32 protein-coding genes and 1 other RNA gene are annotated in these 18,639 nt (G+C 70.7%); 25 read left to right on the top strand and 8 right to left on the bottom strand.

Going from position 1 to position 18,639, the window contains the following annotated elements; all coding sequences use genetic code 11:
* Nucleotides 1-98: 98 nt before the first annotated feature.
* Both ABZ208_RS14105 and ABZ208_RS14100 read left to right on the top strand, forming a co-directional pair.
* Nucleotides 99-338, top strand: a complete 240-nt coding sequence (locus ABZ208_RS14105) for a hypothetical protein (RefSeq protein WP_356909744.1) — start codon at nucleotides 99-101, stop codon at nucleotides 336-338.
* Nucleotides 339-365: 27 nt separating this feature from the next.
* Nucleotides 366-1,223: a GNAT family N-acetyltransferase gene (locus tag ABZ208_RS14100; RefSeq protein ID WP_356909743.1), complete on the top strand. Its 858-nt coding sequence runs from the start codon at nucleotides 366-368 to the stop codon at nucleotides 1,221-1,223.
* Here the strand turns inward: ABZ208_RS14100 and eda are convergent.
* Both eda and yaaA read right to left on the bottom strand, forming a co-directional pair.
* Complete coding sequence (gene eda / locus ABZ208_RS14095) at nucleotides 1,216-1,839, bottom strand: bifunctional 4-hydroxy-2-oxoglutarate aldolase/2-dehydro-3-deoxy-phosphogluconate aldolase (RefSeq protein ID WP_356909742.1); 624 nt, start codon at nucleotides 1,837-1,839, stop codon at nucleotides 1,216-1,218. The two genes, ABZ208_RS14100 and eda, sit on opposite strands and share 8 nt — an antisense overlap.
* 76 nt (nucleotides 1,840-1,915) lie before the next feature.
* Nucleotides 1,916-2,716, bottom strand: a complete 801-nt coding sequence (yaaA, locus tag ABZ208_RS14090) for a peroxide stress protein YaaA (protein WP_356909741.1) — start codon at nucleotides 2,714-2,716, stop codon at nucleotides 1,916-1,918.
* A 94-nt stretch (nucleotides 2,717-2,810) separates the two neighbouring features.
* Here yaaA and ABZ208_RS14085 point away from each other — a divergent pair, with 94 nt between their 5' ends.
* Nucleotides 2,811-4,250, top strand: a complete 1,440-nt coding sequence (locus ABZ208_RS14085) for an RNB domain-containing ribonuclease (RefSeq protein WP_356909740.1) — start codon at nucleotides 2,811-2,813, stop codon at nucleotides 4,248-4,250.
* 15 nt (nucleotides 4,251-4,265) lie between these two features.
* Here the strand turns inward: ABZ208_RS14085 and ABZ208_RS14080 are convergent, their stop codons facing one another.
* Together ABZ208_RS14080 and ABZ208_RS14075 are read right to left on the bottom strand one after the other, a co-directional pair.
* The gene (locus tag ABZ208_RS14080; RefSeq protein ID WP_356909739.1) at nucleotides 4,266-5,117 is read right to left on the bottom strand and encodes a hypothetical protein; all 852 of its coding nucleotides are present in this window, start codon (nucleotides 5,115-5,117) and stop codon (nucleotides 4,266-4,268) included.
* A complete protein-coding gene (locus tag ABZ208_RS14075) occupies nucleotides 5,114-5,887 on the bottom strand; it encodes a MerR family transcriptional regulator (protein WP_356909738.1) in 774 nt (257 codons plus the stop codon). The genes ABZ208_RS14080 and ABZ208_RS14075 overlap by 4 nt, the downstream gene beginning before the upstream one ends.
* Before the next feature lie 184 nt (nucleotides 5,888-6,071).
* On the opposite strand from ABZ208_RS14075, the gene ABZ208_RS14070 reads away from it, so the two are divergent.
* Both ABZ208_RS14070 and rnpB read left to right on the top strand, forming a co-directional pair.
* Nucleotides 6,072-6,650 (top strand): Uma2 family endonuclease, encoded by a 579-nt coding sequence (locus tag ABZ208_RS14070; protein ID WP_356909737.1) that lies wholly within the window; start codon nucleotides 6,072-6,074, stop codon nucleotides 6,648-6,650.
* Nucleotides 6,651-6,690: 40 nt separating this feature from the next.
* An RNA gene (rnpB, locus tag ABZ208_RS14065) (RNase P RNA component class A) lies at nucleotides 6,691-7,095 on the top strand.
* A 79-nt stretch (nucleotides 7,096-7,174) separates the two neighbouring features.
* On the opposite strand, the gene ABZ208_RS14060 is transcribed toward rnpB, so the two are convergent.
* From ABZ208_RS14060 to ABZ208_RS14050, 3 genes are all read right to left on the bottom strand, one after another.
* Complete coding sequence (locus ABZ208_RS14060; RefSeq protein ID WP_356909736.1) at nucleotides 7,175-8,539, bottom strand: site-specific integrase; 1,365 nt, start codon at nucleotides 8,537-8,539, stop codon at nucleotides 7,175-7,177.
* Nucleotides 8,448-8,768 (bottom strand): hypothetical protein, encoded by a 321-nt coding sequence (locus tag ABZ208_RS14055; protein ID WP_356909735.1) that lies wholly within the window; start codon nucleotides 8,766-8,768, stop codon nucleotides 8,448-8,450. Before ABZ208_RS14055 ends, ABZ208_RS14060 begins: the two co-directional genes overlap by 92 nt.
* A gap of 150 nt (nucleotides 8,769-8,918) precedes the next feature.
* The gene (locus ABZ208_RS14050) at nucleotides 8,919-9,347 is read right to left on the bottom strand and encodes a hypothetical protein (RefSeq protein ID WP_356909734.1); all 429 of its coding nucleotides are present in this window, start codon (nucleotides 9,345-9,347) and stop codon (nucleotides 8,919-8,921) included.
* Between the two features lie 531 nt (nucleotides 9,348-9,878).
* Here ABZ208_RS14050 and ABZ208_RS14045 point away from each other — a divergent pair.
* The 20 genes from ABZ208_RS14045 (at nucleotide 9,879) to ABZ208_RS13950 (ending at nucleotide 18,290) form a co-directional block, all read left to right on the top strand.
* Complete coding sequence (locus tag ABZ208_RS14045; RefSeq protein ID WP_356909733.1) at nucleotides 9,879-10,172, top strand: helix-turn-helix domain-containing protein; 294 nt, start codon at nucleotides 9,879-9,881, stop codon at nucleotides 10,170-10,172.
* 84 nt (nucleotides 10,173-10,256) lie between these two features.
* The gene (locus ABZ208_RS14040) at nucleotides 10,257-10,541 is read left to right on the top strand and encodes a hypothetical protein (RefSeq protein ID WP_356909732.1); all 285 of its coding nucleotides are present in this window, start codon (nucleotides 10,257-10,259) and stop codon (nucleotides 10,539-10,541) included.
* Nucleotides 10,534-11,049 (top strand): hypothetical protein, encoded by a 516-nt coding sequence (locus ABZ208_RS14035; RefSeq protein ID WP_356909731.1) that lies wholly within the window; start codon nucleotides 10,534-10,536, stop codon nucleotides 11,047-11,049. The genes ABZ208_RS14040 and ABZ208_RS14035 overlap by 8 nt, the downstream gene beginning before the upstream one ends.
* Nucleotides 11,046-11,294, top strand: a complete 249-nt coding sequence (locus ABZ208_RS14030; RefSeq protein WP_356909730.1) for a hypothetical protein — start codon at nucleotides 11,046-11,048, stop codon at nucleotides 11,292-11,294. The genes ABZ208_RS14035 and ABZ208_RS14030 overlap by 4 nt, the downstream gene beginning before the upstream one ends.
* Nucleotides 11,291-11,527 carry a hypothetical protein gene (locus ABZ208_RS14025; protein ID WP_356909729.1) on the top strand — a complete coding sequence of 79 codons (237 nt, stop codon included), beginning with the start codon at nucleotides 11,291-11,293 and terminating at the stop codon, nucleotides 11,525-11,527. The genes ABZ208_RS14030 and ABZ208_RS14025 overlap by 4 nt, the downstream gene beginning before the upstream one ends.
* On the top strand, nucleotides 11,524-12,066 hold the full coding sequence (locus tag ABZ208_RS14020; RefSeq protein WP_356909728.1) for a hypothetical protein: 543 nt from the start codon (nucleotides 11,524-11,526) through the stop codon (nucleotides 12,064-12,066). The genes ABZ208_RS14025 and ABZ208_RS14020 overlap by 4 nt, the downstream gene beginning before the upstream one ends.
* Complete coding sequence (locus ABZ208_RS14015) at nucleotides 12,063-12,296, top strand: hypothetical protein (RefSeq protein ID WP_356909727.1); 234 nt, start codon at nucleotides 12,063-12,065, stop codon at nucleotides 12,294-12,296. The genes ABZ208_RS14020 and ABZ208_RS14015 overlap by 4 nt, the downstream gene beginning before the upstream one ends.
* Nucleotides 12,293-12,499 carry a hypothetical protein gene (locus ABZ208_RS14010; protein ID WP_356909726.1) on the top strand — a complete coding sequence of 69 codons (207 nt, stop codon included), beginning with the start codon at nucleotides 12,293-12,295 and terminating at the stop codon, nucleotides 12,497-12,499. Before ABZ208_RS14015 ends, ABZ208_RS14010 begins: the two co-directional genes overlap by 4 nt.
* A complete protein-coding gene (locus tag ABZ208_RS14005) occupies nucleotides 12,496-12,645 on the top strand; it encodes a hypothetical protein (RefSeq protein WP_356909725.1) in 150 nt (49 codons plus the stop codon). Before ABZ208_RS14010 ends, ABZ208_RS14005 begins: the two co-directional genes overlap by 4 nt.
* A gap of 100 nt (nucleotides 12,646-12,745) precedes the next feature.
* On the top strand, nucleotides 12,746-13,198 hold the full coding sequence (locus ABZ208_RS14000) for a hypothetical protein (protein WP_356909724.1): 453 nt from the start codon (nucleotides 12,746-12,748) through the stop codon (nucleotides 13,196-13,198).
* Nucleotides 13,195-13,494 (top strand): hypothetical protein, encoded by a 300-nt coding sequence (locus tag ABZ208_RS13995; RefSeq protein ID WP_356909723.1) that lies wholly within the window; start codon nucleotides 13,195-13,197, stop codon nucleotides 13,492-13,494. Before ABZ208_RS14000 ends, ABZ208_RS13995 begins: the two co-directional genes overlap by 4 nt.
* Nucleotides 13,491-13,880, top strand: a complete 390-nt coding sequence (locus tag ABZ208_RS13990) for a hypothetical protein (protein WP_356909722.1) — start codon at nucleotides 13,491-13,493, stop codon at nucleotides 13,878-13,880. The genes ABZ208_RS13995 and ABZ208_RS13990 overlap by 4 nt, the downstream gene beginning before the upstream one ends.
* Entirely contained in the window at nucleotides 13,880-14,320 is a 441-nt protein-coding gene (locus ABZ208_RS13985; RefSeq protein ID WP_356909721.1) for a hypothetical protein, read from the top strand. Before ABZ208_RS13990 ends, ABZ208_RS13985 begins: the two co-directional genes overlap by 1 nt.
* Nucleotides 14,321-14,434: 114 nt before the next feature.
* Complete coding sequence (locus tag ABZ208_RS13980) at nucleotides 14,435-14,794, top strand: hypothetical protein (protein ID WP_356909720.1); 360 nt, start codon at nucleotides 14,435-14,437, stop codon at nucleotides 14,792-14,794.
* A gap of 86 nt (nucleotides 14,795-14,880) precedes the next feature.
* On the top strand, nucleotides 14,881-15,117 hold the full coding sequence (locus ABZ208_RS13975; protein ID WP_356909719.1) for a hypothetical protein: 237 nt from the start codon (nucleotides 14,881-14,883) through the stop codon (nucleotides 15,115-15,117).
* Nucleotides 15,117-16,004 carry a YqaJ viral recombinase family protein gene (locus tag ABZ208_RS13970; protein ID WP_356909718.1) on the top strand — a complete coding sequence of 296 codons (888 nt, stop codon included), beginning with the start codon at nucleotides 15,117-15,119 and terminating at the stop codon, nucleotides 16,002-16,004. The genes ABZ208_RS13975 and ABZ208_RS13970 overlap by 1 nt, the downstream gene beginning before the upstream one ends.
* Nucleotides 16,001-16,777 (top strand): recombinase RecT, encoded by a 777-nt coding sequence (locus tag ABZ208_RS13965; RefSeq protein WP_356909717.1) that lies wholly within the window; start codon nucleotides 16,001-16,003, stop codon nucleotides 16,775-16,777. Before ABZ208_RS13970 ends, ABZ208_RS13965 begins: the two co-directional genes overlap by 4 nt.
* Before the next feature lie 78 nt (nucleotides 16,778-16,855).
* A complete protein-coding gene (locus tag ABZ208_RS13960; protein ID WP_356909716.1) occupies nucleotides 16,856-17,230 on the top strand; it encodes a hypothetical protein in 375 nt (124 codons plus the stop codon).
* Complete coding sequence (locus ABZ208_RS13955; protein WP_356909715.1) at nucleotides 17,227-17,457, top strand: hypothetical protein; 231 nt, start codon at nucleotides 17,227-17,229, stop codon at nucleotides 17,455-17,457. Before ABZ208_RS13960 ends, ABZ208_RS13955 begins: the two co-directional genes overlap by 4 nt.
* Entirely contained in the window at nucleotides 17,454-18,290 is an 837-nt protein-coding gene (locus ABZ208_RS13950; RefSeq protein WP_356909714.1) for a hypothetical protein, read from the top strand. Before ABZ208_RS13955 ends, ABZ208_RS13950 begins: the two co-directional genes overlap by 4 nt.
* A 59-nt stretch (nucleotides 18,291-18,349) precedes the next feature.
* Here ABZ208_RS13950 and ABZ208_RS13945 read toward each other — a convergent pair whose 3' ends face one another.
* On the bottom strand, nucleotides 18,350-18,622 hold the full coding sequence (locus tag ABZ208_RS13945) for a type II toxin-antitoxin system prevent-host-death family antitoxin (RefSeq protein ID WP_356909713.1): 273 nt from the start codon (nucleotides 18,620-18,622) through the stop codon (nucleotides 18,350-18,352).
* Nucleotides 18,623-18,639 lie beyond the last annotated feature (17 nt).

Raw genomic sequence — 18,639 nt, 5'->3', positions numbered from 1 at the left:
ATCACGACTGCGAGAGCCGGCGGTTGTCGAGGTCTCGGGGAGGGACTGTGGGCCCGGGAACGGTGGCTGTCACCGGAGCGGCGGGGAACATCGGCTCCGTGGTGCGTGAAGCACTGCGGGCCGGGACGAGCCGGCTCGTTCTGCTGGACCGGGTGCCCCTGTGGCCCCGGGCCGCGAACGAGACGGTGCACACCGTGGAACTGGCCTACGAGCCGGTCGACAACACGGAGGAGTACGCGGCGGGTGTCGCCGGGGCCGAACTGCCCACCGACCCGTCCGCTCCCCGGGCCGGACCGTATGCGCTGCCCGAGGTCACGTTGAAACACCTTCGGGCCTGACCCCGTTCATGGGGCACCATGAGGCGCATGGCCTGGCATCTCACCTACGACGTCGAGGAGTTCCGCCGCGAGGCGGACGCCTACCTCACGGCCGACCCCGCCGGATCCACGGCGCTCATCAGCGTCAGCGAGACCCTGCGGCGGCACGGGCCGGACCTGTACGGGGACAGCGGCGGGCGCCCGGTCCGCTTCGGCTGGTGGCGGGAGCACCGGGACGCTCCCGTCGAGGCGGCCTTCCTCCACACTCCGCCCAGGGCGCCCCTGTTCGGGCCTGCCTCACCGGACCACGCCCGTGAGCTCGCCCGCACGCTCCGTGCCGACGGCGCCGCGCACGTCACCGGGGTGAAGGGGCCCGACGCGCCCGCTCGCGCGTTCGCCGGGGAGTGGGCCGGGCCGGGCGGATGGACGGTGACGGGGCGGTTCCGGCTGTTCCGGCTCGGTGAGCTGACGCCGCCCGACCCGGCGCCGCCCGGGCAGGCGCGGCCGGCCACCGAGGACGACGTACCGCCGGCCGCCGCGTGGATGAAGAGCTTCGCCGCCGACATCGGCGAGGACCCGGACGCCGACTGGACCGCGAACATCGCGCGCCGTGTCGCCGACGGCTGCCTCCGCCTGTGGGAGACCGGCGGCACGCCCGTCTCGATGGCCGCCCGCACGCCGGTCCTCGCGGGACAGTCCCGTCTCTCACCGGTCTACACGCCGCCGGCCCTGCGCGGCCGCGGCTACGCGGGGGCCGTCACCTGCGCCGTCAGCCGGTCCGCACTGGACGCCGGTGCCGAGCAGGTGCTGCTCTTCACCGACCTGGCCAACCCGACGAGCAACGCCCTTTACCAGCGCCTCGGTTACCGCGCCCTGGCCGACCACGCCCAGGTGGATTTCAGCTGACCGTCGCCAGCGCCGCCGCTTCACGCGCCAGGGCCTCGACCCGGCCCCAGTCCCTGGCGGCGAGGGCGTCGGCGGGCAGCATCCACGTGCCGCCCACGCACCCCACGTTCGGCAGCGCCAGATACTCGGGCGCCGAGGCGAGCGAGATCCCGCCCGTCGGGCAGAAGCGCGCCTGGGGCAGCGGCCCGGCGAGGGACGTGAGGTAGGCGGTGCCACCCGCGGCCTCGGCCGGGAAGAACTTCATCTCCCGCACCCCGCGCTCCAGCAGCGTCACGACCTCCGAGGTCGTCGACACACCGGGCAGATACGGCACCCCCGACGCCCACATCGCCGTGAGCAGCGCGTCCGTCCAGCCGGGGCTGACCAGGAACTGCGCCCCGGCGGCCACGGCCGAGGCCACTCCGGGCGCGGAGATGACCGTGCCCGCGCCGACCACCGCGTCCGGCACCTGCGAGGCGATCGCCTCGATCGCCTCCAGCGCGACCGGTGTCCGCAGTGTCACCTCGATCGCGGGCAGCCCGCCCGCCACCAGGGCACGTGCGAGCGGCACGGCATCGGCGACGTCGTCGATCACGGCGACGGGCATGACGGGGGCAAGGTCGAGTACGGAGGGCATGCCGACCATCCTGCCCAACCGATGCGATTTCTGCAACGAGCGTTGCAACATGTGCAACGGGTGCCGGGGTCGCGCCTCAGTGGATCTCCGCCACCACCACATCCAGCGCCCACGGCCTGCCCGCCCGTGCCGGAGCCTCGACCTCCACCATGTACCCGAGGTCCCGCAGCGCCTCCACCAGCTCACCCGGCGACCTCGGCGCACGCCCCGCTTCCAGCAGGCTGCGCACGATCCGCCCCTTCGTCGCCTTGTTGAAGTGGCTGACCACCGACCGCTTCTCGACCCCGTCCACCATCTGCGCGTGCAGCACCCGCACCGTCGCCGTACGCGCTGCCACCTCGCCCTTCGGCTTCCACGCCGCCGTGTACGCGGACGACCGCAGATCCAGGACGAGCCCGTCCCCGGCCACCTCCGGCAGGACCGGGTCCATCGCACGCCGCCAGTACGTCCCCAGCGCGCCGAGCCCCGGCAGCTTCACCCCCATCGAGCAGCGGTACGACGGGATACGGTCGCCCACCCGCACCGCGCCCCACAGCCCCGAGAACACCAGCAGCGACTGCCGGGCCCGCCGGCGCGCGGCCTGGTCCAGCGTCGCCAGGCCCAGGGCGTCGTACAGCACACCCGTGTAGATCTCCCCGGCCGGCCGGGTCCCCGCGGTCCGCAGCTCCACGTTCTTCGCGATCTCGCCGCGCAGGCCGTCGCTCAGCCCGAGCACCTCCTGCGCCTTCGCCTCGTCGGCGGCGCACAGCTCCACGAGCTCGTCCAGCACCGCGGCGCGCGCATCGGCCAGACCCGGCAGCGACAGCGACTCCGGCTTCAGCGGCGCGCCGCGCCCCGATGCGGCCTTACCCTCCGACGGCGGCAACAGCACGAGCACGACAGGTCTCCTTCGTACGAACGGGGGCGGGGGGTGCGGCCCCCGCGTCAGCCTACAAAGTGCCGCCACCCCCACCGCGCCATACGCTCGGTCCATGCGCCGCCATCTGCACATGACGGGCGCAGCCGAGGCCCCGCTGCGAGCGGCCCTGAGCGCGCTGCGTACGAGGCTGGACGTGCCCGTCTCCTTCCCGGCCGAGGTGCTCGCCGAGGCGGAGTCGGCCGTCCGCTCCCCGCGGCTGCCGGACCACGACGCCACCGGCATTCCCTTCTTCACCATCGACCCGCCCACCTCCGTCGACCTCGACCAGGCGATGCACCTCGCACGCCGCGAGGGCGGCGGCTTCCGGGTCCACTACGCGATCGCCGACGTCGCCGCGTTCGTCACGCCCGGCGGCGCGCTCGACGCCGAGGCCCACCGCAGGGTGCAGACGCTCTACTTCCCCGACGAGAAGGTCCCCCTGCACCCGCCGCAACTCTCGGAGGGCGCGGCCAGCCTGCTGCCCGGCCAGAGTGCGCCCGCGCTGCTGTGGCGGATCGACCTCGACGCCGAGGGCCGGGCCGTCACGACCGACGTGCGCCGCGCACTGGTGCGCAGCCGGGCCAAGCTCGACTACGCAGGCGCCCAGCGGCGGATCGACGACGGCACCGCCGAGGAGCCCCTCGCGCTGCTGGGGGACATCGGGCGGCTGCGGGAGGCGCTGGAGATCGAACGCGGCGGGATCTCCCTCAACGTCCCCGAGCAGGAGATCGTCGAGCGCGAGGGCACGTACGTCCTCGAGTACCGCGCACCGCTGCCCGCCGACTCCTGGAACGCCCAGATCTCCCTGCTCACCGGCATGGCCGCCGCCGACCTGATGATCGAGGCAGGTACCGGCGTCCTGCGCACCCTGCCCACGGCCCCCGACGGCGCGGTGGCCCGGCTGCACCGCTCGGCGAAGGCTCTGCACATCGAGTGGCCGCACCATGTGTCGTACGCGGAGCTGGTGCGCTCCCTCGACCCGCACGACGCCCGTCACGCCGCGTTCCTCCAGGAGTGCACCACGCTCCTGCGCGGCGCCGGCTACACCGCGTTCCGCGACGGGCAGGTCCCGACGCCCGCGGTCCATGCGGCCGTCGCCGACGAGTACACCCACTGCACCGCGCCGCTGCGCCGCCTCGTCGACCGGTACACGGGCGAGCTGTGCCTGGCCGCGGTGGCCGGGCAGCCGCCGCCGGAGTGGGTGACGGCGGCGCTGGACGCGCTGCCGAAGGAGATGGCCGAGGGATCCCGGCGGGCCAACACCGTCGAACGGGAATGCCTCGACCTCGTCGAGGCCGCGCTGCTGCGCGAGCGGGTCGGCGAGGTCTTCGACGCGGTGGTGGTGGACGTCAAGGAGCACGAGCCGGACGTCGGCACGGTCGTCCTCGAAGAACCGGCGGTCGTCGCCAGGATCGAGGCCGACGGCGGCGAGCTGCCGCTGGGGGAGAGGCTGCGGGTCCGGCTCGCCCAGGCGGACCCGGGGACGTCGAGGGTGCTGTTCGCGCCGGCGTAGCCGCCGGGGTCCGTGTCAGGCCGGCTCCGGGGCCGGGCGCCCGCGCCGCTCGGTGGCCGACCTGACCGCGGCCACCAGTGCCTGCGGGTCGTCGGCGTGGAAGCGGAGGGTGTGCGCACTGCCGCGGCTGCCCAGGGGCCGTACGAAGCCGACCGGCGCGGTCAGCTCCACCGACACCGTTGTGTGGCCCGCCACGATCAGGTCCAGCGACCCGTCCTCGCGCACGGTGACCAGCCGCCCGTCCGGATACCGCCGATCCACCCGGACCCGAGCGATCTCGTCCGCGGCTATCCGCAGATCGAACAGCGCCCCGTAGCGGATCCGCAGCGACCCGTCCGCGCCCACGACATGGGGCCTGGTCACACAGGCCGCGTGCATGGCGACCAGCAGCAGCACCCCGTACACGTCGATCACCAGCGTGACGGCGTGCACCAGGGGCCAGGGGATCAGCACCGCCAGCGCGACGGTCTCGACGACCGACACGAAGATCATTCCCCACATCAGTGCGGTCTGCGGGCCGGTGTACGCCGCGGGGTGCGCACCCGCCGGTACGCCGTGCCGCCGCCGCACCAGCCACAGCGCCAGGCTGTGCATCGCGCGCAGCTCGTGCATGAGGAGCCGGGCGAGCGCCGGCGGCACAAGCTCGCGTACGGCGCCGAGCAGGGCCTCGCGCGCAGGGGTGCCGGCGCGGCGTGCGGCCGTGAAGAGCCGCAGCAGGACCGACACTTCGAGCACCAGCACACAGGCCACGAGCAGCTCGGCGCCGGCGATGACCGCGGGCGGCACCCGGACCCCGGCCACCAGCAGGAACGCCAGCACGATCTCGGCGGGCACCAGCCCCCACAGGGCGAGGCGGGCGGCCCTCATCGCCGCCCCCGGGCCCGCGCGGCGAGCAGCGTCATCATCTGCCGTACGACCGCGGCCTGGGCCGGGGCGAAGTCGGCGAGGAACGCCGTGCCGAAGGGGCTGTCGGTCTCGTGCAGCCCGTCGCCCATCAGGGAGATCATCGCGTCCGGCACGCTCGCCGCGAGTTCGCCCGCGAGCGGTAGGACGCGGGGGTCGTCGGGCGACGCGTCGGCGAGGTCGTCGAGCCGCTCGTACAGCTCCTGGACGCGCCCGGCGAACCGGGGATCCTCGGCGAGCGGCCGCAGCGCCGCGTACAGCTGCTCGCGCTGCTCGGGCCCCACCATCGAGTCCAGCAGCGCCAGATGCTCGCGGTCCTTGGCCGCCATGGGGGAGTTGCTGGGCGCGAACGCCCCGAACAGCCCAGCCAGTTCCGGTGACACGGGCCCCTCGGCGGGCAGCCGCCCCTCGCGCGCCTGCGCCATCAGCACGGCGAGCCGGGCCCGCCGCTCGGCGATGGCCGCCTCCTGCCGCGCCAGGTCGGCGTCCAGCTCCTCCAGCACCTCGGCGAGCTCGCGCCCCGCGTCGTCGGCGAGTACGTCGCGCACCTCGGCGAGCCCGAGTCCGAGCTCGGTGAGCCGCCGGATCCGGGCGAGGACGACGGCGTGCCGGAGCCCGTAGTCGCGATAGCCGTTGGGCAGCCGCGCGGGCTCCGGCAGCAGCCCGAGATGGTGGTAGTGGCGCACGGTCCGCGGGGTGACGCCCGCCAGTGCGGCGATCTCTCCGATCTTCATGCCCCTCAGTAGAAACCCTGACGCTGCGGCAAGGTCAAGCGAGGTCGCGCCAGGTCGCGCGGGGGCGCCGAGTCCCTCCGCATTTCCATGATCATGTGCCACGATCGAGGGAACGATCCCCATCTCACGGACGGCGGGTGCGGCGGTGTCCGGGTCTGACGAGCGACCGAGGAAGGAGCGCGACATGACTGCCGTGCCGCATGAACCGCTCACGCAGGCGGACGTCCTGCTGGAGGGCTTCCTGGCGCTGGACACGCCGGAGGGCTTCCGCGCGGAGCTGATCGAGGGGGAGATTGTTGTGACGCCGCCGCCGGACGGGGATCACGAGGGCTACATCAGCCGGATCGTGAGGCAGGTGATCCGGCGATCGCGTACGGACATGGATGTGTCCGGGAACAAGGGCCTCAAGCTGAAGAGCGGAGGTGGCTGTACGAAGAACCACGCCATCCCCGACTGCACCTTCGCGCCCCTCGCGCTCGGCCTCTTCTTCGGTGCCGAGCCCTGGATGCCGTGTGAGGGCGTGGCCATGGTCGCCGAAGTGACCTCCAACAAGCCGGACGCCGACCGTGAGGCCAAGCGCCGCTGCTACGCACGTGGTGGCATCCCGTTCTCCCTGCTTGTCGATCGAGACACGTCTTCCGTCACCCTTTTCAGCGATCCGAAGAATGATGACTACCGGCAGGCCCACACGATGCCCTTCGGTAAGCCTCTGCCCCTCCCTGATCCCTTCGGCTTCGACCTGGAGACCTCCGACTTCGTCTGAGCCGCCCGATAAGGGCAGGTAGCATGGTCGTCACGGCAGACGAGCCGGGCGGACGGCCGCGTGAGGATCTTCGGATCCTCCCGAGGAACGTCCGGGCTCCACAAGGCAGGGTGGTGGGTAACGCCCACCCGGGGTGACCCGCGGGACAGTGCCACAGAAAACAGACCGCCGGGGACCTCGGTCCTCGGTAAGGGTGAAACGGTGGTGTAAGAGACCACCAGCGCCTGAGGTGACTCAGGCGGCTAGGTAAACCCCACCTGGAGCAAGGTCAAGAGGGGCGCTACCGCAAGGTGCGCCCTGCGCGGACGTTCGAGGGCTGCCCGCCCGAGTCCGCGGGTAGACCGCACGAGGCCGGCGGCAACGTCGGCCCTAGATGGATGGCCGTCTCCCCGGCGACCGCGAGGTCACCGGGTGACAGAACCCGGCGTACAGCCCGACTCGTCTGCCACTTAGGTCTCTGACCTGGGACTTAGCCCCGGATTCCTTGATCCACATTTGCCGTGGGGAGAATCTGGGGAGATCCGCTACGCGCCCAGATCTTCAGGGGATTCATCCGCCTCAGGAGCGGGAACCGAACCGGCCCCGGGGGCAAGCCACCTACCGAGCGCCGTCAGTCCCATGGTCCCAGACTTCGGCAGGAAGTGCGCATAGGTCCGCAGCGTAAAGGCCGGATCGCTGTGCCCCAGCCAGGCAGCCAGCTGTGTCACGGTCTCACCCGCCGCAAGGACGATCGACGCGAACGTATGCCGCGTCACGTGGAAGCCGTCCTCGCGCGGCATCCTCCAAGCCTTGCGCGCCCACGGCTGCTTGCCCTCCCCCTGGACGTACTCCACCTCGGGTGCCGGGATCACGCCCGCCTTCACGAGCGCCGGCTTCCACATCTTGTCGTCGAACGTCGTCCGGTTAATCGCCCCACCACTGACCCCGCCGGTTCGGGTGGTGGTCACTAGAAGCCGTACTGTCCGCTTGGGGCGCTTGTCCCACGGCAGGCTCGGCCGGTCCGGGTCCACCCACGGCAGTGTCACCTCCACCGTCGGGTGCACGTTCGCGTACTCCTTCACCGCCTTCGCCAGCTCGGGCGGACACGGTGCATCCCTCAACTTGCCGCGCTTCGGCGGAGCGAACGCCAACTTCCCGCCGACCTTCACCACCTGCCGCACCACATGGATGACGTCGCCGTCGATGTCGTCCGGCGAGAACCCGAAGCACTCGCCCTGCCGCAGGCCGGCGCCCACACCCAGGTCCAGCAGGATTCCGTACCGGCCGCCAAGGGCATGGCGTACCGCGGCCACGGTCTCCGTGGGCCACGCCTTCGCCTTCGACGGCGGAGCGGTCGGCGGCGACAAGTCCTCGTCCCGGAACGGGTTCTCCGGGATCCGCTTCGCCTTGTGCGCCGCCTGCAGGATCGAGGAGAAGTGGCGCCATGTCGTGCGCACCGTGTTCACGTCGATGTCCTGCTCGACGCGCACCAGCCAGCGCTTGATCTCGTCAGGGCCGATCCGGTTCAGGGGCAGGCTGCCCATGTGCGGCAGGATGTGCTTGAACACCCGAGGCTTCATCGACTGCTTGGTGCCGGGCGCCATCCGCAGGTTCGGCCACCACGTCTCCTCGACGTACTCCCGCAGCGTGATGTTGCCGTCGCGCGGATCGTAGAACGTGCCGCGGCTGCTGTCGGTCTGCGAATCGGCGAGCCACTTCTCGGCCCCCTCGGGGCCCTTCAGATTCTTGAAGGACCGGTCGCGAACGCCGGGGATACCAGCGACCCGCCACCTCTTGCCCTGGCCGTGACGGGAGGTCTCAACCCGTGTGGGCTTGGCCTTGGGATCGGTGGGGTCCGGTGGCCCCTTCTTGTACCAGCGGTCCTCGATGTAGCCGGGCAACCGTGCCACCGTCCCTCGGATCCATGGGCGAGTCGAGAGTAACTATCTCGCCCTTCCACAGCTGGAACCACTGGCCGCCGGCGAGGAGTTCCTCGCACACCTCGTTGAGGGTGTCGACCACCTGCTGGAGTGTCGCGGTGCGGCAGATGCGGATCTCGACGACCCCGCGCCTCTCCCTGATCTCGACGACTTCGCCGGGGCCGAGGTCGTCGACCAGTCGGTACGTGACGCGCAGCATGAGCCCTCCCCAGGGATCGACACACCTGATGCGTCAGCAATCAGATGTGCACTGTGGGTGAAGACTACGACGGTCACGGATCGGCTTCAATCGGTTGACCGGAAGTCTAGATACGGACTTTCTCTGTCAGCCGTTCAATGCGGCGCGTCGTCAGTCCTCACGCTGGGCGCGCTCGGCCGCCTCGATCATGGCCCGCCATTGCCGCAGCTCAGCCTTCGACTTGCCTGCAAGGTGGCCGACGATGATGCGCACTTCCTCGTCGTAGCCCGCGAGTTCGGTGGCCTCGTATTCCAGCCACTGCTGTGCGGCGGCTTCCTTCACACGGCGCTCGGACTTGCGCAGGCCCGCGGCGATGGCGCGCAGCTGCACCGGGGAGGGTGGGTTCGCCGGCGGCGCCTTGACGATCTTATGCAGGTACTGCTTCACGACTGTGGTGCCGGTCTGCGGATCGATGGAGCGGGCGGCGATGTCCCCGTAGGAGAGGCCTTCGTCGAGGGCTTCCTGGATGAGGCGGGACAGGGCACCAGCAGGGGAGGCTTCGGCCGCACCTTGGTCAGGGGCGGTGGCCGGCACCGTCATGTCCTCGTCCTCTCGATCCACACTCACACCGACTGTCTCTATTGATGCGCATTTCATACAGGAAAGACGCAGGTCAGGCCGTACAACCATCCCGGATCGCAGACGAATCGTCTACAGATCAATGTTATCCGGCCACAAACTTTGCCGAAACTGGGGATCCGGTCGTCCTAACTTGTGGACGATGCGTCCCGGTCATGCTTAACTGGTCTCAGTCAAACAAGCTCCGTACCGCTGGAGATCCATTGAGCCGCCGTTACACCCTGCGGGACCGTATAACCCTCAGATGGATCATGGATCACCCCGGCAGGGGAGTCCCCTACTCCATCCGCACCCTCTCCGACGCAACCGGGTGTTCCACCGGACTCATCGGTGGACTCCTGAGCGGACGCCAGAGGACGACGACCGTGGACGACGCGCACTCCATCACGGAGGCCCTCGGGGTGGCCGTGCTGGTTCTTTTCGCGCCCCCACCGTCCCCGAACGGGGACGATCCGTCCACACGAACCCCCACTTAGATGAGGAGTAATCCCAGTGCCCCAGGTCTCCCGAATCCCTAAGCCGCCGCCGGCCGGCTGCCTGTGGATCGACGAAGCCGCCACCTACATCGGCGTCGCCAAGAACACGCTCTACAAGTGGCGCCAGACCGGACACGGCCCCAAGGGATTCCCGGTCGCCCGCCGCATCGCCTACCGAATCGAGGCCCTCGACGCCTGGCTCGCCGAGTGCGAGCACGGCCCGGCCGAGCCCAACCCGGAGATGCGTCCGCCCGAGGTCCGCCAGACCAGTCGGGCCCGCAACCACCGCCGCACCCCAGCTGCCGCCTAGAGCGGCATGCGGCCCGCCCCGGTCTGGTCACCGGAACGGGCCTGATCCACCCACACATCCGCGAGAACGAGAGAGGTGGACCTGATGTCCATCATTCCATCCGCATCGACGGGCGAACCCCGCATGGTCCCCGTTCCCATCCCTGACCGTGTCGCCGTTCTGATCGGCGGCTGCATGCCGGCCCACGTGCTGCAGGCGGAGATCGAAGCCGAGTACGCGGCCCTCGAGATCGGCCGCTTCCGTCCGCTGTCGTCCGACGAGGACCGGCAGGACCGTGAGGACGCCCTCGCCCGCATGGCCCGCGCGAACAAGGTGCTCGCCGCCTACAACCCGCGCCTGATCGTGAAGGCCGGTGGTCACCGTGGCTGAGCCCCTGACCCCCGAGCGTGAGCAGGAGATCCGCGAGACCCACCCCGGCGAGTGGTACGGCGGCGAGTGGACGCAGGACTACGTCGAGTCCGACGGTAGTGAGCCTGCGTACTGCCGGGTCGTGCACCACGAGTCAGGCACGACGCTGGCGACACTGCCGGACTTCGCCGGTCCGATCGCCCTCTTCATCGCCGACGCTCACGACGCCGTGCCGGAGCTCCTCGCCGAGATCGACCGGCTGCGCCAGCAGCGGAAGTACCTGATCGACCAGCTCGCAAAGAAGGACGCCCGGAGCGGCGACGGCGACAGGGCACTCCGTGAATTCCTCAACCCGGACACCGCCGCCTCGTCGGACGGCGCCGCCGGGGACCAGCAGCCGGAGACCGGCGCTGGCTGCCAGTGCCGCACGGACCGCGACGGCGACGGCAACGGCTGGATCCGCTACCAGGCCCGCGACCGGGAGTTCGTTGAGCTCCGGTGCCGCGACCACAAGGGCGGTGCCTCATGACTGCCGCCGACATGACCCGTATGGACCGCCCGGCGTCGGAGCTGACCGCCGACCTGAAGGCCCTTGTCGCCCGGCAGCGCCTCGCTGAGGGGATCGCCGCCGAGGTGCACCACCTCCTCGACCCGGCCGACACGGCGTTCGCCGCCCTCGCCTGCGAACACGGCGACCGGTGCTCGACGGACGACGACTACCCGCTGTGGGCTGACCAGCTCGCCGCCCGCACCCAGCCCGGAGGCACGGCATGAGCGACACCCGCATCATCGGCAGCGTCTCGGTGGACCTCGGCACCGTCAAGCCGTGGATCCAGTTCGGCAAGGGCGACCAGGGCACAGAGTTCGCTGCCCTGCACGTCGGCATTGCCCTCACCATCCACGTCACCGATGCCGATCCCGAGTCGCTGGCCGCGGTCGCCGAGAAGCTGCTCGAGCTGAAGGCCTGGCGTGAGCAGCAGATTGCCGAAGCCGAGGTGACGGCATGAGCGCCCGCGAGTTCCTGGCCGCGATCGACCCGGCCCGCCCGTTCATCCCCGAGCTGCACGTCGACGACTGCGACGACACGACGTGCGCCCGCTGCCGCGTGCTGACCCCGGCCAACCTGTACGAAGTCGACACCTGGCTCGACAAGGCCAGCGTGTTCGCGAAGCAGTACCGGGAGTGCATCAAAGGCGAGCTGGTCATCACCGGCCTGCGGATCGGCCACGACTCGACCCGTGTGGTCGCCAAGTTCGGCAACACGATCGTCCGCCACTACGACGGCCGGCACACGGTCCGCCCCACCCAGCACCCGACAGGCGAGCTGACCGCGGCCGAGTGGAACGAGCGGTACCCGGTCGGCACGGCGGTCGTGGCCTACCCCGGCTGCCGTCCCGAGGACGACCCGAACGGCGAGCGCCTCGTGACCCGCACCCGCAGCAAGGCATCCACCTACGGCGGCCACACGCCCGTCGTCTGGGTCGACGGCCACGGCGCCTGGATCGCCCTCACCCACGTGGACGCGATCCCGGGCGGTGAGTCATGAGTATCCCCAGCTTCCTTGCGGCTCTCTCTGGCGGCGATCTGCCCGCAGACGCCGTGCGTGACGGCCGGTGCCTGATGCCGCCGATCGGATGCGGCAAGCCACTGATCCAGGACGGTGTCGCCCGGGTCTTCTGGTCCGAGGACGAGGCCCGACGGTACGAGGCCGAGTGGCGCATCACCGGCCTCTGCCCGAACTGCCAGGACGCCCTCGCCGACGAGGCCGTGTCATGAGCCGCCGGTTGGTGTCGGTGCATTCGGAGCTGCTGACCACGCTGCCCGTGGTCCCCGCCCCGGTGGCCCGCCAGCTGCTCGCCGGCCTCGACCTCGCACCCCGCCGCCGAGTGCCCGCATGGGTCACGGACCCGGGCCTGCGCGAGTCGATCCTCGCCGGATTCATCGACATCCCCGACGAGCTCGCAGGGGGTGCCGCGTGACCGCGAACGCCCCGTTCCTGAACGCGCCGCTGCTCGCGCTGCTGCACCTGACGATCGCCGTCCTGCAGCAGCGGGCAGCCGCCGCCGACCGGGCCATCGCACGCGAGCTCGCCTGGCAGTACCTCGCCGAGGCAGGTGCCCGATGACCCGGCTCCTCACTCTCCGCGGCTTCCTCGCCGCCACCACCTTCTTCGCCGCCCTCACCGCATGGGGCTACCGCGAATGGAACCGAACAGGGGGAACCCAGTGACGCACCTGTGGGAGATCGACCACCCGTACTACGCCAACGAGGGCAACTACTACAAGGGAGGGCTCCACAACCTGTTCGCCTCGTGGGACGAGTTCACCACCTCGACGTTCTTCGACGGCGACCGCGACCTGAACCTCGTCTACCGGTGGGACTGGCGCAAGCCCGGCCACCACGAGCACGAGGGCGCCGAGACGCTGCTGCTGTTCTTCATGCTCCAGCGCAAGGCGATCTGCTGCTCCGCCGAGATCCCAGTCACCGAGGCAGACGAGCCCCGCGTCCGCTGGTTCCTGCAGGACTGCGCGCAGACCATGCGGCAGATCTGGGAGCCCATCGCAGTCAGCCCCCCGGGCGCTGAGGAAGACCGCCTTCGCGGCGAGGTCGACACCCTTGCCGCCGAGAACCAGGTGCTCGAGCGCGCCCTCGGCCTCAACGAGGAGGCAGCGGCATGAAGCTCCTCGTCGAGCTCGACGGCCAGCCGGTCGAGTTGAAGGACGCCGTGTGGGTCGCGTACCGGCCCTGCGGATGCGCCTGCTCCGTCATGGATGCCGACTGGGGTGACGGTGAAGTCTTCGCCTCAGAGGACCAGGCGTGGCGCGAGTTCTACCCGCTGAAGAAGGACCGCGACCGGGCGATCAAGCAGGGGTACCGGCTCGAACTCGTCACCTTCGCGCACTACCGGCAGCACATCGACATCCTCGCCACCTGCGACGAGTGCAAGCCGAAGAAGCAGGCGGGTGCGGCATGAGCATCCTCGACACCGTCCGCGGCCACGGCCGGCACCGCGGCAAGACGCCGGCCCAGCTGCGCCGGGAACTCGACACCGCCCTGTGCGAACTCGTCGGCGCGGCCACCCGCATCGGCGAACTGTGGGCCGAACGCAACCAGCTCGAGCACCTGCTCGACCAGGCCGGGATCGAACTCTCCGGCATCCGGCTCGACCTCGACGAAGCCGAGCGGGAGCTGACCGAACTGCGGGCGTTCAAGGCCAACGTCACCGCCGTCAGCCAGCCCGCCGGGCAGCGCGACATCGACCCCGCCGACCAGGCCACCGCACCGATCGACGTCCGCCCCCTGTGGGAGCGGTTCGGTATCGGACCCGGCGGCATCCCGCAGCAGCGGAAGGGGGCGTGATGACCGGCCTCACCATCCACGACGTGGTCATCGAGGCCGCCCACCACATCGAGTGCAACGGCTACAGCGCCCACTACCTGTACTCGGTCCCCCAGGCCCAGGCCGGCAGGCCGCTCGCACAGTGCGCCGTCGACGTGATCGGCGCCATCAGCCTCGCCGCACACGGCACCCCCGCACACCCCGCCACTGCGCTCACCCGGGCGACAGAGCAGGCCGTCCTCGCCCACACCACCGCTCCCAGCCTCGCCGCCTGGTCCGACTACAAGGGCAACGGGAAGCAGCGGGCCCTCGCCCTCCTGCAGGAGACGGCAGCCGGACTGCGGGCCCAAGCGCAGCAGCAAGACCAGTGGCGGGCCGCCCGCTGCCCGGACTGCGGCGAGGCCATCGAAATCCGCGACGACGGCATGCGCACCCTCTGCGCCTGCGACGTCGCCGCCTAGAACCGCGCCGGCCCGGCGGATGACCACGGCCCCCGGGACCGGCGCCCACAACCCGGACGCCCCGCCGCAGGCAACGCGGCGGGACGCCACCCCAGCATCCCAGAAGGAGTAGCAGTGACCACCAACCCCGCACCCGGAACCGTCATCACCAACCCGGAGATGGAAGCCACCTACTTCGGCGTCCCCGTCGCCTACTACGGCGAGGACGGAGAAATGGTCGCCCTCGGCCGCCCCGGAGCACGCAAGGCGCTGGCCGCCTTCAACCGCCACGCCCGCCGCCACTGCGGCCTCGTGAACGTCGCCGACGACCCGAAGGCAGAAGCCGAGGACTGGCTCGCCGACATCCGCGAGGGCTGGCTCGTCTTCAGCACCCCGAACCCGGCCGAGGGCGACGACCCCGACTGGGGCTGGGTCTCGGTCGACGCGACCGCCGAAACGCCCAACGCGCTGCCGGTCACCTACCTCACCGCCTGAGTCCACCCTTCCCGGCCGCGTGACCCCCACCGCGGCCACAGCCCGCCCGGCCCCCACCGGGCGGGCCCCAAACGCCAAGGAGAACCGTGAACATCCGCTTCGGCAGCTGGTGGATCGAGATCTACCAGCGCGCCATCCAGATCATCCGAGGTCCGCACCCCGAGTGCCCGACCTGCGCCGGCCACGGCGGCATCGAGGTCGGCGGCGAGTACGTCCTCGACCACCAGTGGTCACCCGACATCGAACTCTGCGACTGCTGGGACCCGAGCCCGATCCTCCGCATCCCGCTCTGGTTCCGCCGCACAGAGAGGGTCCCGTTCTAGTGACCGTCACCGAGACGCCGACCGGCATCCTGCTCGGTCAGTTCACCCCCGGTACGCCCGAGTGGGAGCAGGCCCGCGGCGGGCTGTGCATCACCGCCACCGAGATCGCCGCCGTTCTCGGACTCTCCCCGTGGCAGAGCAGGTTCAGCCTCTGGCACAAGAAGGCCGGCCTGCCCACCCCGCCGTTCGAGTCCAACCCCGCCATGGAATGGGGCGTCCGCCTCGAGGACGCGATCGCCGACAAGTGGGCCGAGCAGAACGACATGTCCCTGCACACCACGGGAACGTGGCGGCACCGCGACCGCGAATGGCAGCGCGCCACCCCCGACCGCATCGGCAACGACTGCCTCGTCGAGGTCAAGACGTCCCCGTTCGGCGACGACTGGGGCCCGTCCGGCAGCGACGACATCCCGCTCCACTACCGCTGCCAGATCCAGTGGCAGATGGACGTCACCGGCTACCGCACCACCCACGTCGCGCTCCTCGTCTCCGGCCACGACTACCGCGAATACACCGTCGCCTACGACGAGACCGACGCCAAGGTCATGCGCGACGCCGCCGAACGCTTCCTCGACGACGTCCGCCAAGGAGTCCGGCCCCCGATCGACGGAGCCGACGCCACCTACCAGACCATCCGCGTCCAGCCCGACGGACTCGAAGACCGCGACGTCGAGATCCCCTTCGGCACCGTCTGCCGCTGGGACGCCGCCTACCAGGCAGCCCAGATCGCCGGCAGCGAACTCATCCAAGTCCGCGCCGAAGTCCTCGACCTCATCGGCAACGGCAAGCGAGCCGTCTGCGAAGGCCGACGCATCGCCTACCGCACCGTCCGCGACGGCAAGACCTACAGCCTCAACCCCTACACCACCAAGGACACCCACTCGTGAGCCAGATCAGCAACGCCATCGCCACCCGCGACAACGGGCCGTCGTCCGTCATCGAGCAGTACAAGCCGGAGCTCGCACTCGTCGCCGCCAGCCACGTCAAGGTCGACACCTTCGCCCGCCTGGCCGTCGGCGCCCTCCGGCAGAACCCGAAACTCGCCGCCGCCGCACAGGCCAACCCGGGCAGCCTGATGAGCGCCCTCATGACCGCTGCCCGCCTCGGTCTCGAGCCCGGCACTGAGCAGTTCTACCTCCGGCCGATCAAGCGCAAAGGCCAGCCGGAAGTACAGGGCATCGTCGGCTACCAGGGCATCGTCGAACTGATCTACAACGCCGGCGCCGCCTCTTCCGTCGTCGTCGAAGTCGTGCGCGCCAACGACCAGTTCAACTACGTGCCCGGCCTGCACGAGCGTCCCGTCCACACGGTCGACTGGTTCGGCGAGCGAGGCGACCTCGTCGGCGTGTACGCCTACGCCGTCATGCAGGGAGGTGCCACCTCCAAGGTCGTCGTCCTCAACAAGGACCACATCGCCCGCGCCAAGGCCAAGTCCGACGGCGCCGACACCGAGTACTCGCCGTGGCGCACCGACGAGGAATCGATGTGGCTGAAGACGGCCGCCCGCCGCCTCGGGAAGTGGGTTCCCACCTCGGCCGAGAAGCGCACCGCGGCCCTCGAGCGCACCGACGCCCCGCTGCCCGCAAGCCCCGCGCCCGGGGTCCTCGAGGCCGCCGATCCCGACGACGAGACCCCCATCGAGGGCGAGCTTGTCGACTGATCCCCGCCTGGTGGCCGCCGCGGCCCGAACCTGCGGCGGCCACCGGACCCAGCATCGCACCGGAAGGACACACCGCCCATGACCCGCCGTCTCACTGTCGCCGAACAGCTCGCCTCCGCCGAGAAGGACATCCTCCTCAGCCGGCTCGCCGCCCAGTCCGAGTGGTCCCAGTTCCTCGTCATGCAAGCCGTCCTCCACTACGGCCTCCTCCACTCCGAGTTCTCGGCGAACAACATGCGCGCCGTCCTGCCCGAGCTGGGCCACGGCTACCTCGGCGCCGCCATCAACGCCCTCCGCAGCGGCGGCGTCATCGAACACACCGGGCGGATGGTGCCCTCCACCTCGCCCGCCACCCACGGGCACCGGCTCGCCGTCTGGACTTTGACCGAACGCGGCCTCGAGATAGCCCGCCAGCGGCGCGACGCACGACTCCAACAGCGGGAGGCGGCATGAACCCCGTCGCCCTCGCCTTCGGCGCCACCTGGGCTCTGATCCTCGGCACCGCCGCCTGGTACATCGCCCGCGCCATCCGCCGCCGCTACCTCGCCTGCGCCCAGCCGCGCCGCGACCTCGCCACCTGCCGCGCCATCTGGCCCGACGCCGACCGCGCCGCCCGCGTCATCGAAACCCAGCACCGCCTCGACACCGCCAAGCAGCGGAAGGAAGGAACGGAACAGTGAGCCGCCGAAGCCCGTCCCTCAGCCCCCTCCCCGAACACGGCACCTACGCCCGCTCCGTCGGCCGGCCCGCCCAAGGCATCCGCGGCTGCACCTGCCCGCTCTGCCGCAAAGCCCGCGCCGCCTACAGCAAGCGCCGCCGCGTCCTCAACGAAACCGGCCGCACCCTCCGCGTCCCCGCCCCGCCCGTAGCCGCCCACGTCCGCGCCCTCCTCGACAGCGGCAGCGGCTGGACCTACATCACCCGCACTTCCGGCTCCTCCAGCTGCACCCTCAACCGGCTCCTCAACGGACAGCAGAGCATCAAGCGCACCGTCGCCGACCGCATCATGGCCGTCCAGCCCGAACCCCAGCCCACCCGCCGCGTCCCCGCGCTCCCCTCCACCCGCCGCCTACGTGCACTCCTCGCCATCGGACACACCATCAACGGCAGCGGCGGCATCGTCGGCCACTCCGGCGTCGACCAGACAGTCCTCAGCTCACTCATCACCGGCCGGATCGAGCACATCCTCGCCGACACCGAGACGCGGATCACCGCCGCGTACAACCAGCTCGCCGACAAGCCCGGCACCAACGACCGCAACCGGCGCCGGGCCGCGTCCAACCAATGGGCCGGGCCCGACTACTGGGACGACGACTCGTTCCCGGACCCCGACTTTGTGCCCGCCACCAGGCCGACGCCCAAGTACATCGCCCTCGGCCAGAACGCGCTCGAGCTCGAGCAGCAGCAGGGCTACACCCGCGAGCAGGCCGCCGACCGGCTCGGCGTCACCAAGGACAACCTGCAGCAGGCCATCACCCGCTACCGGCGCATCCACCTCCAAGCAGCCGCCTGACGCACGACAAAGCCCCGCCACAAGGCGGGGCCAAGGAGAGGAGGGGACCGATGAGCTGGTCAGACCACCGAGGACAGCAGTCGCGACAGATCGTCGCCGAGCGCTTTCTGCTGGGCGGGCGTCAGCTTGGCGTATCCCTTCCGCAGCGCCTCGCAGAACGCTCGGTCCTGTTCGGCCTGCTCGTACCGCTTGACGGAGATGAGCACGGCCTGTGGCTTGTCGCGCCTGGTCAGGACGAAGTCGACGTCAAGGAGCCGCGCTTCGGCGATGACCTCGGTCATGTTCGCGCGGGCTTCAGAGACTCCCATCTCACGCACTTCGGATCCGCTCATGCGACCAGGATACACAT

The organism is Streptomyces sp. NPDC006208 (assembly GCF_040613775.1).
Classification (GTDB): Bacteria; Actinomycetota; Actinomycetes; order Streptomycetales; family Streptomycetaceae; genus Streptomyces.
This window is presented reverse-complemented; position numbering and strand designations above follow the sequence as displayed.

Excerpts from the sequence above, each read along its gene's own strand:
- ABZ208_RS14100 (WP_356909743.1), top strand. The coding sequence starts at position 366 with ATGGCCTGGCATCTCACCTACGACGTCGAGGAGTTCCGCCGCGAGGCG.
- eda (WP_356909742.1), bottom strand. The coding sequence starts at position 1,839 with ATGCCCTCCGTACTCGACCTTGCCCCCGTCATGCCCGTCGCCGTGATC.
- ABZ208_RS14085 (WP_356909740.1), top strand. The coding sequence starts at position 2,811 with ATGCGCCGCCATCTGCACATGACGGGCGCAGCCGAGGCCCCGCTGCGA.
- ABZ208_RS14080 (WP_356909739.1), bottom strand. The coding sequence starts at position 5,117 with ATGAGGGCCGCCCGCCTCGCCCTGTGGGGGCTGGTGCCCGCCGAGATC.
- ABZ208_RS14075 (WP_356909738.1), bottom strand. The coding sequence starts at position 5,887 with ATGAAGATCGGAGAGATCGCCGCACTGGCGGGCGTCACCCCGCGGACC.
- ABZ208_RS14070 (WP_356909737.1), top strand. The coding sequence starts at position 6,072 with ATGACTGCCGTGCCGCATGAACCGCTCACGCAGGCGGACGTCCTGCTG.
- ABZ208_RS14055 (WP_356909735.1), bottom strand. The coding sequence starts at position 8,768 with ATGCTGCGCGTCACGTACCGACTGGTCGACGACCTCGGCCCCGGCGAA.
- ABZ208_RS14050 (WP_356909734.1), bottom strand. The coding sequence starts at position 9,347 with ATGACGGTGCCGGCCACCGCCCCTGACCAAGGTGCGGCCGAAGCCTCC.
- ABZ208_RS14040 (WP_356909732.1), top strand. The coding sequence starts at position 10,257 with ATGTCCATCATTCCATCCGCATCGACGGGCGAACCCCGCATGGTCCCC.
- ABZ208_RS14030 (WP_356909730.1), top strand. The coding sequence starts at position 11,046 with ATGACTGCCGCCGACATGACCCGTATGGACCGCCCGGCGTCGGAGCTG.
- ABZ208_RS14025 (WP_356909729.1), top strand. The coding sequence starts at position 11,291 with ATGAGCGACACCCGCATCATCGGCAGCGTCTCGGTGGACCTCGGCACC.
- ABZ208_RS14020 (WP_356909728.1), top strand. The coding sequence starts at position 11,524 with ATGAGCGCCCGCGAGTTCCTGGCCGCGATCGACCCGGCCCGCCCGTTC.
- ABZ208_RS14015 (WP_356909727.1), top strand. The coding sequence starts at position 12,063 with ATGAGTATCCCCAGCTTCCTTGCGGCTCTCTCTGGCGGCGATCTGCCC.
- ABZ208_RS14010 (WP_356909726.1), top strand. The coding sequence starts at position 12,293 with ATGAGCCGCCGGTTGGTGTCGGTGCATTCGGAGCTGCTGACCACGCTG.
- ABZ208_RS13995 (WP_356909723.1), top strand. The coding sequence starts at position 13,195 with ATGAAGCTCCTCGTCGAGCTCGACGGCCAGCCGGTCGAGTTGAAGGAC.
- ABZ208_RS13990 (WP_356909722.1), top strand. The coding sequence starts at position 13,491 with ATGAGCATCCTCGACACCGTCCGCGGCCACGGCCGGCACCGCGGCAAG.
- ABZ208_RS13985 (WP_356909721.1), top strand. The coding sequence starts at position 13,880 with ATGACCGGCCTCACCATCCACGACGTGGTCATCGAGGCCGCCCACCAC.
- ABZ208_RS13960 (WP_356909716.1), top strand. The coding sequence starts at position 16,856 with ATGACCCGCCGTCTCACTGTCGCCGAACAGCTCGCCTCCGCCGAGAAG.
- ABZ208_RS13955 (WP_356909715.1), top strand. The coding sequence starts at position 17,227 with ATGAACCCCGTCGCCCTCGCCTTCGGCGCCACCTGGGCTCTGATCCTC.
- ABZ208_RS13945 (WP_356909713.1), bottom strand. The coding sequence starts at position 18,622 with ATGAGCGGATCCGAAGTGCGTGAGATGGGAGTCTCTGAAGCCCGCGCG.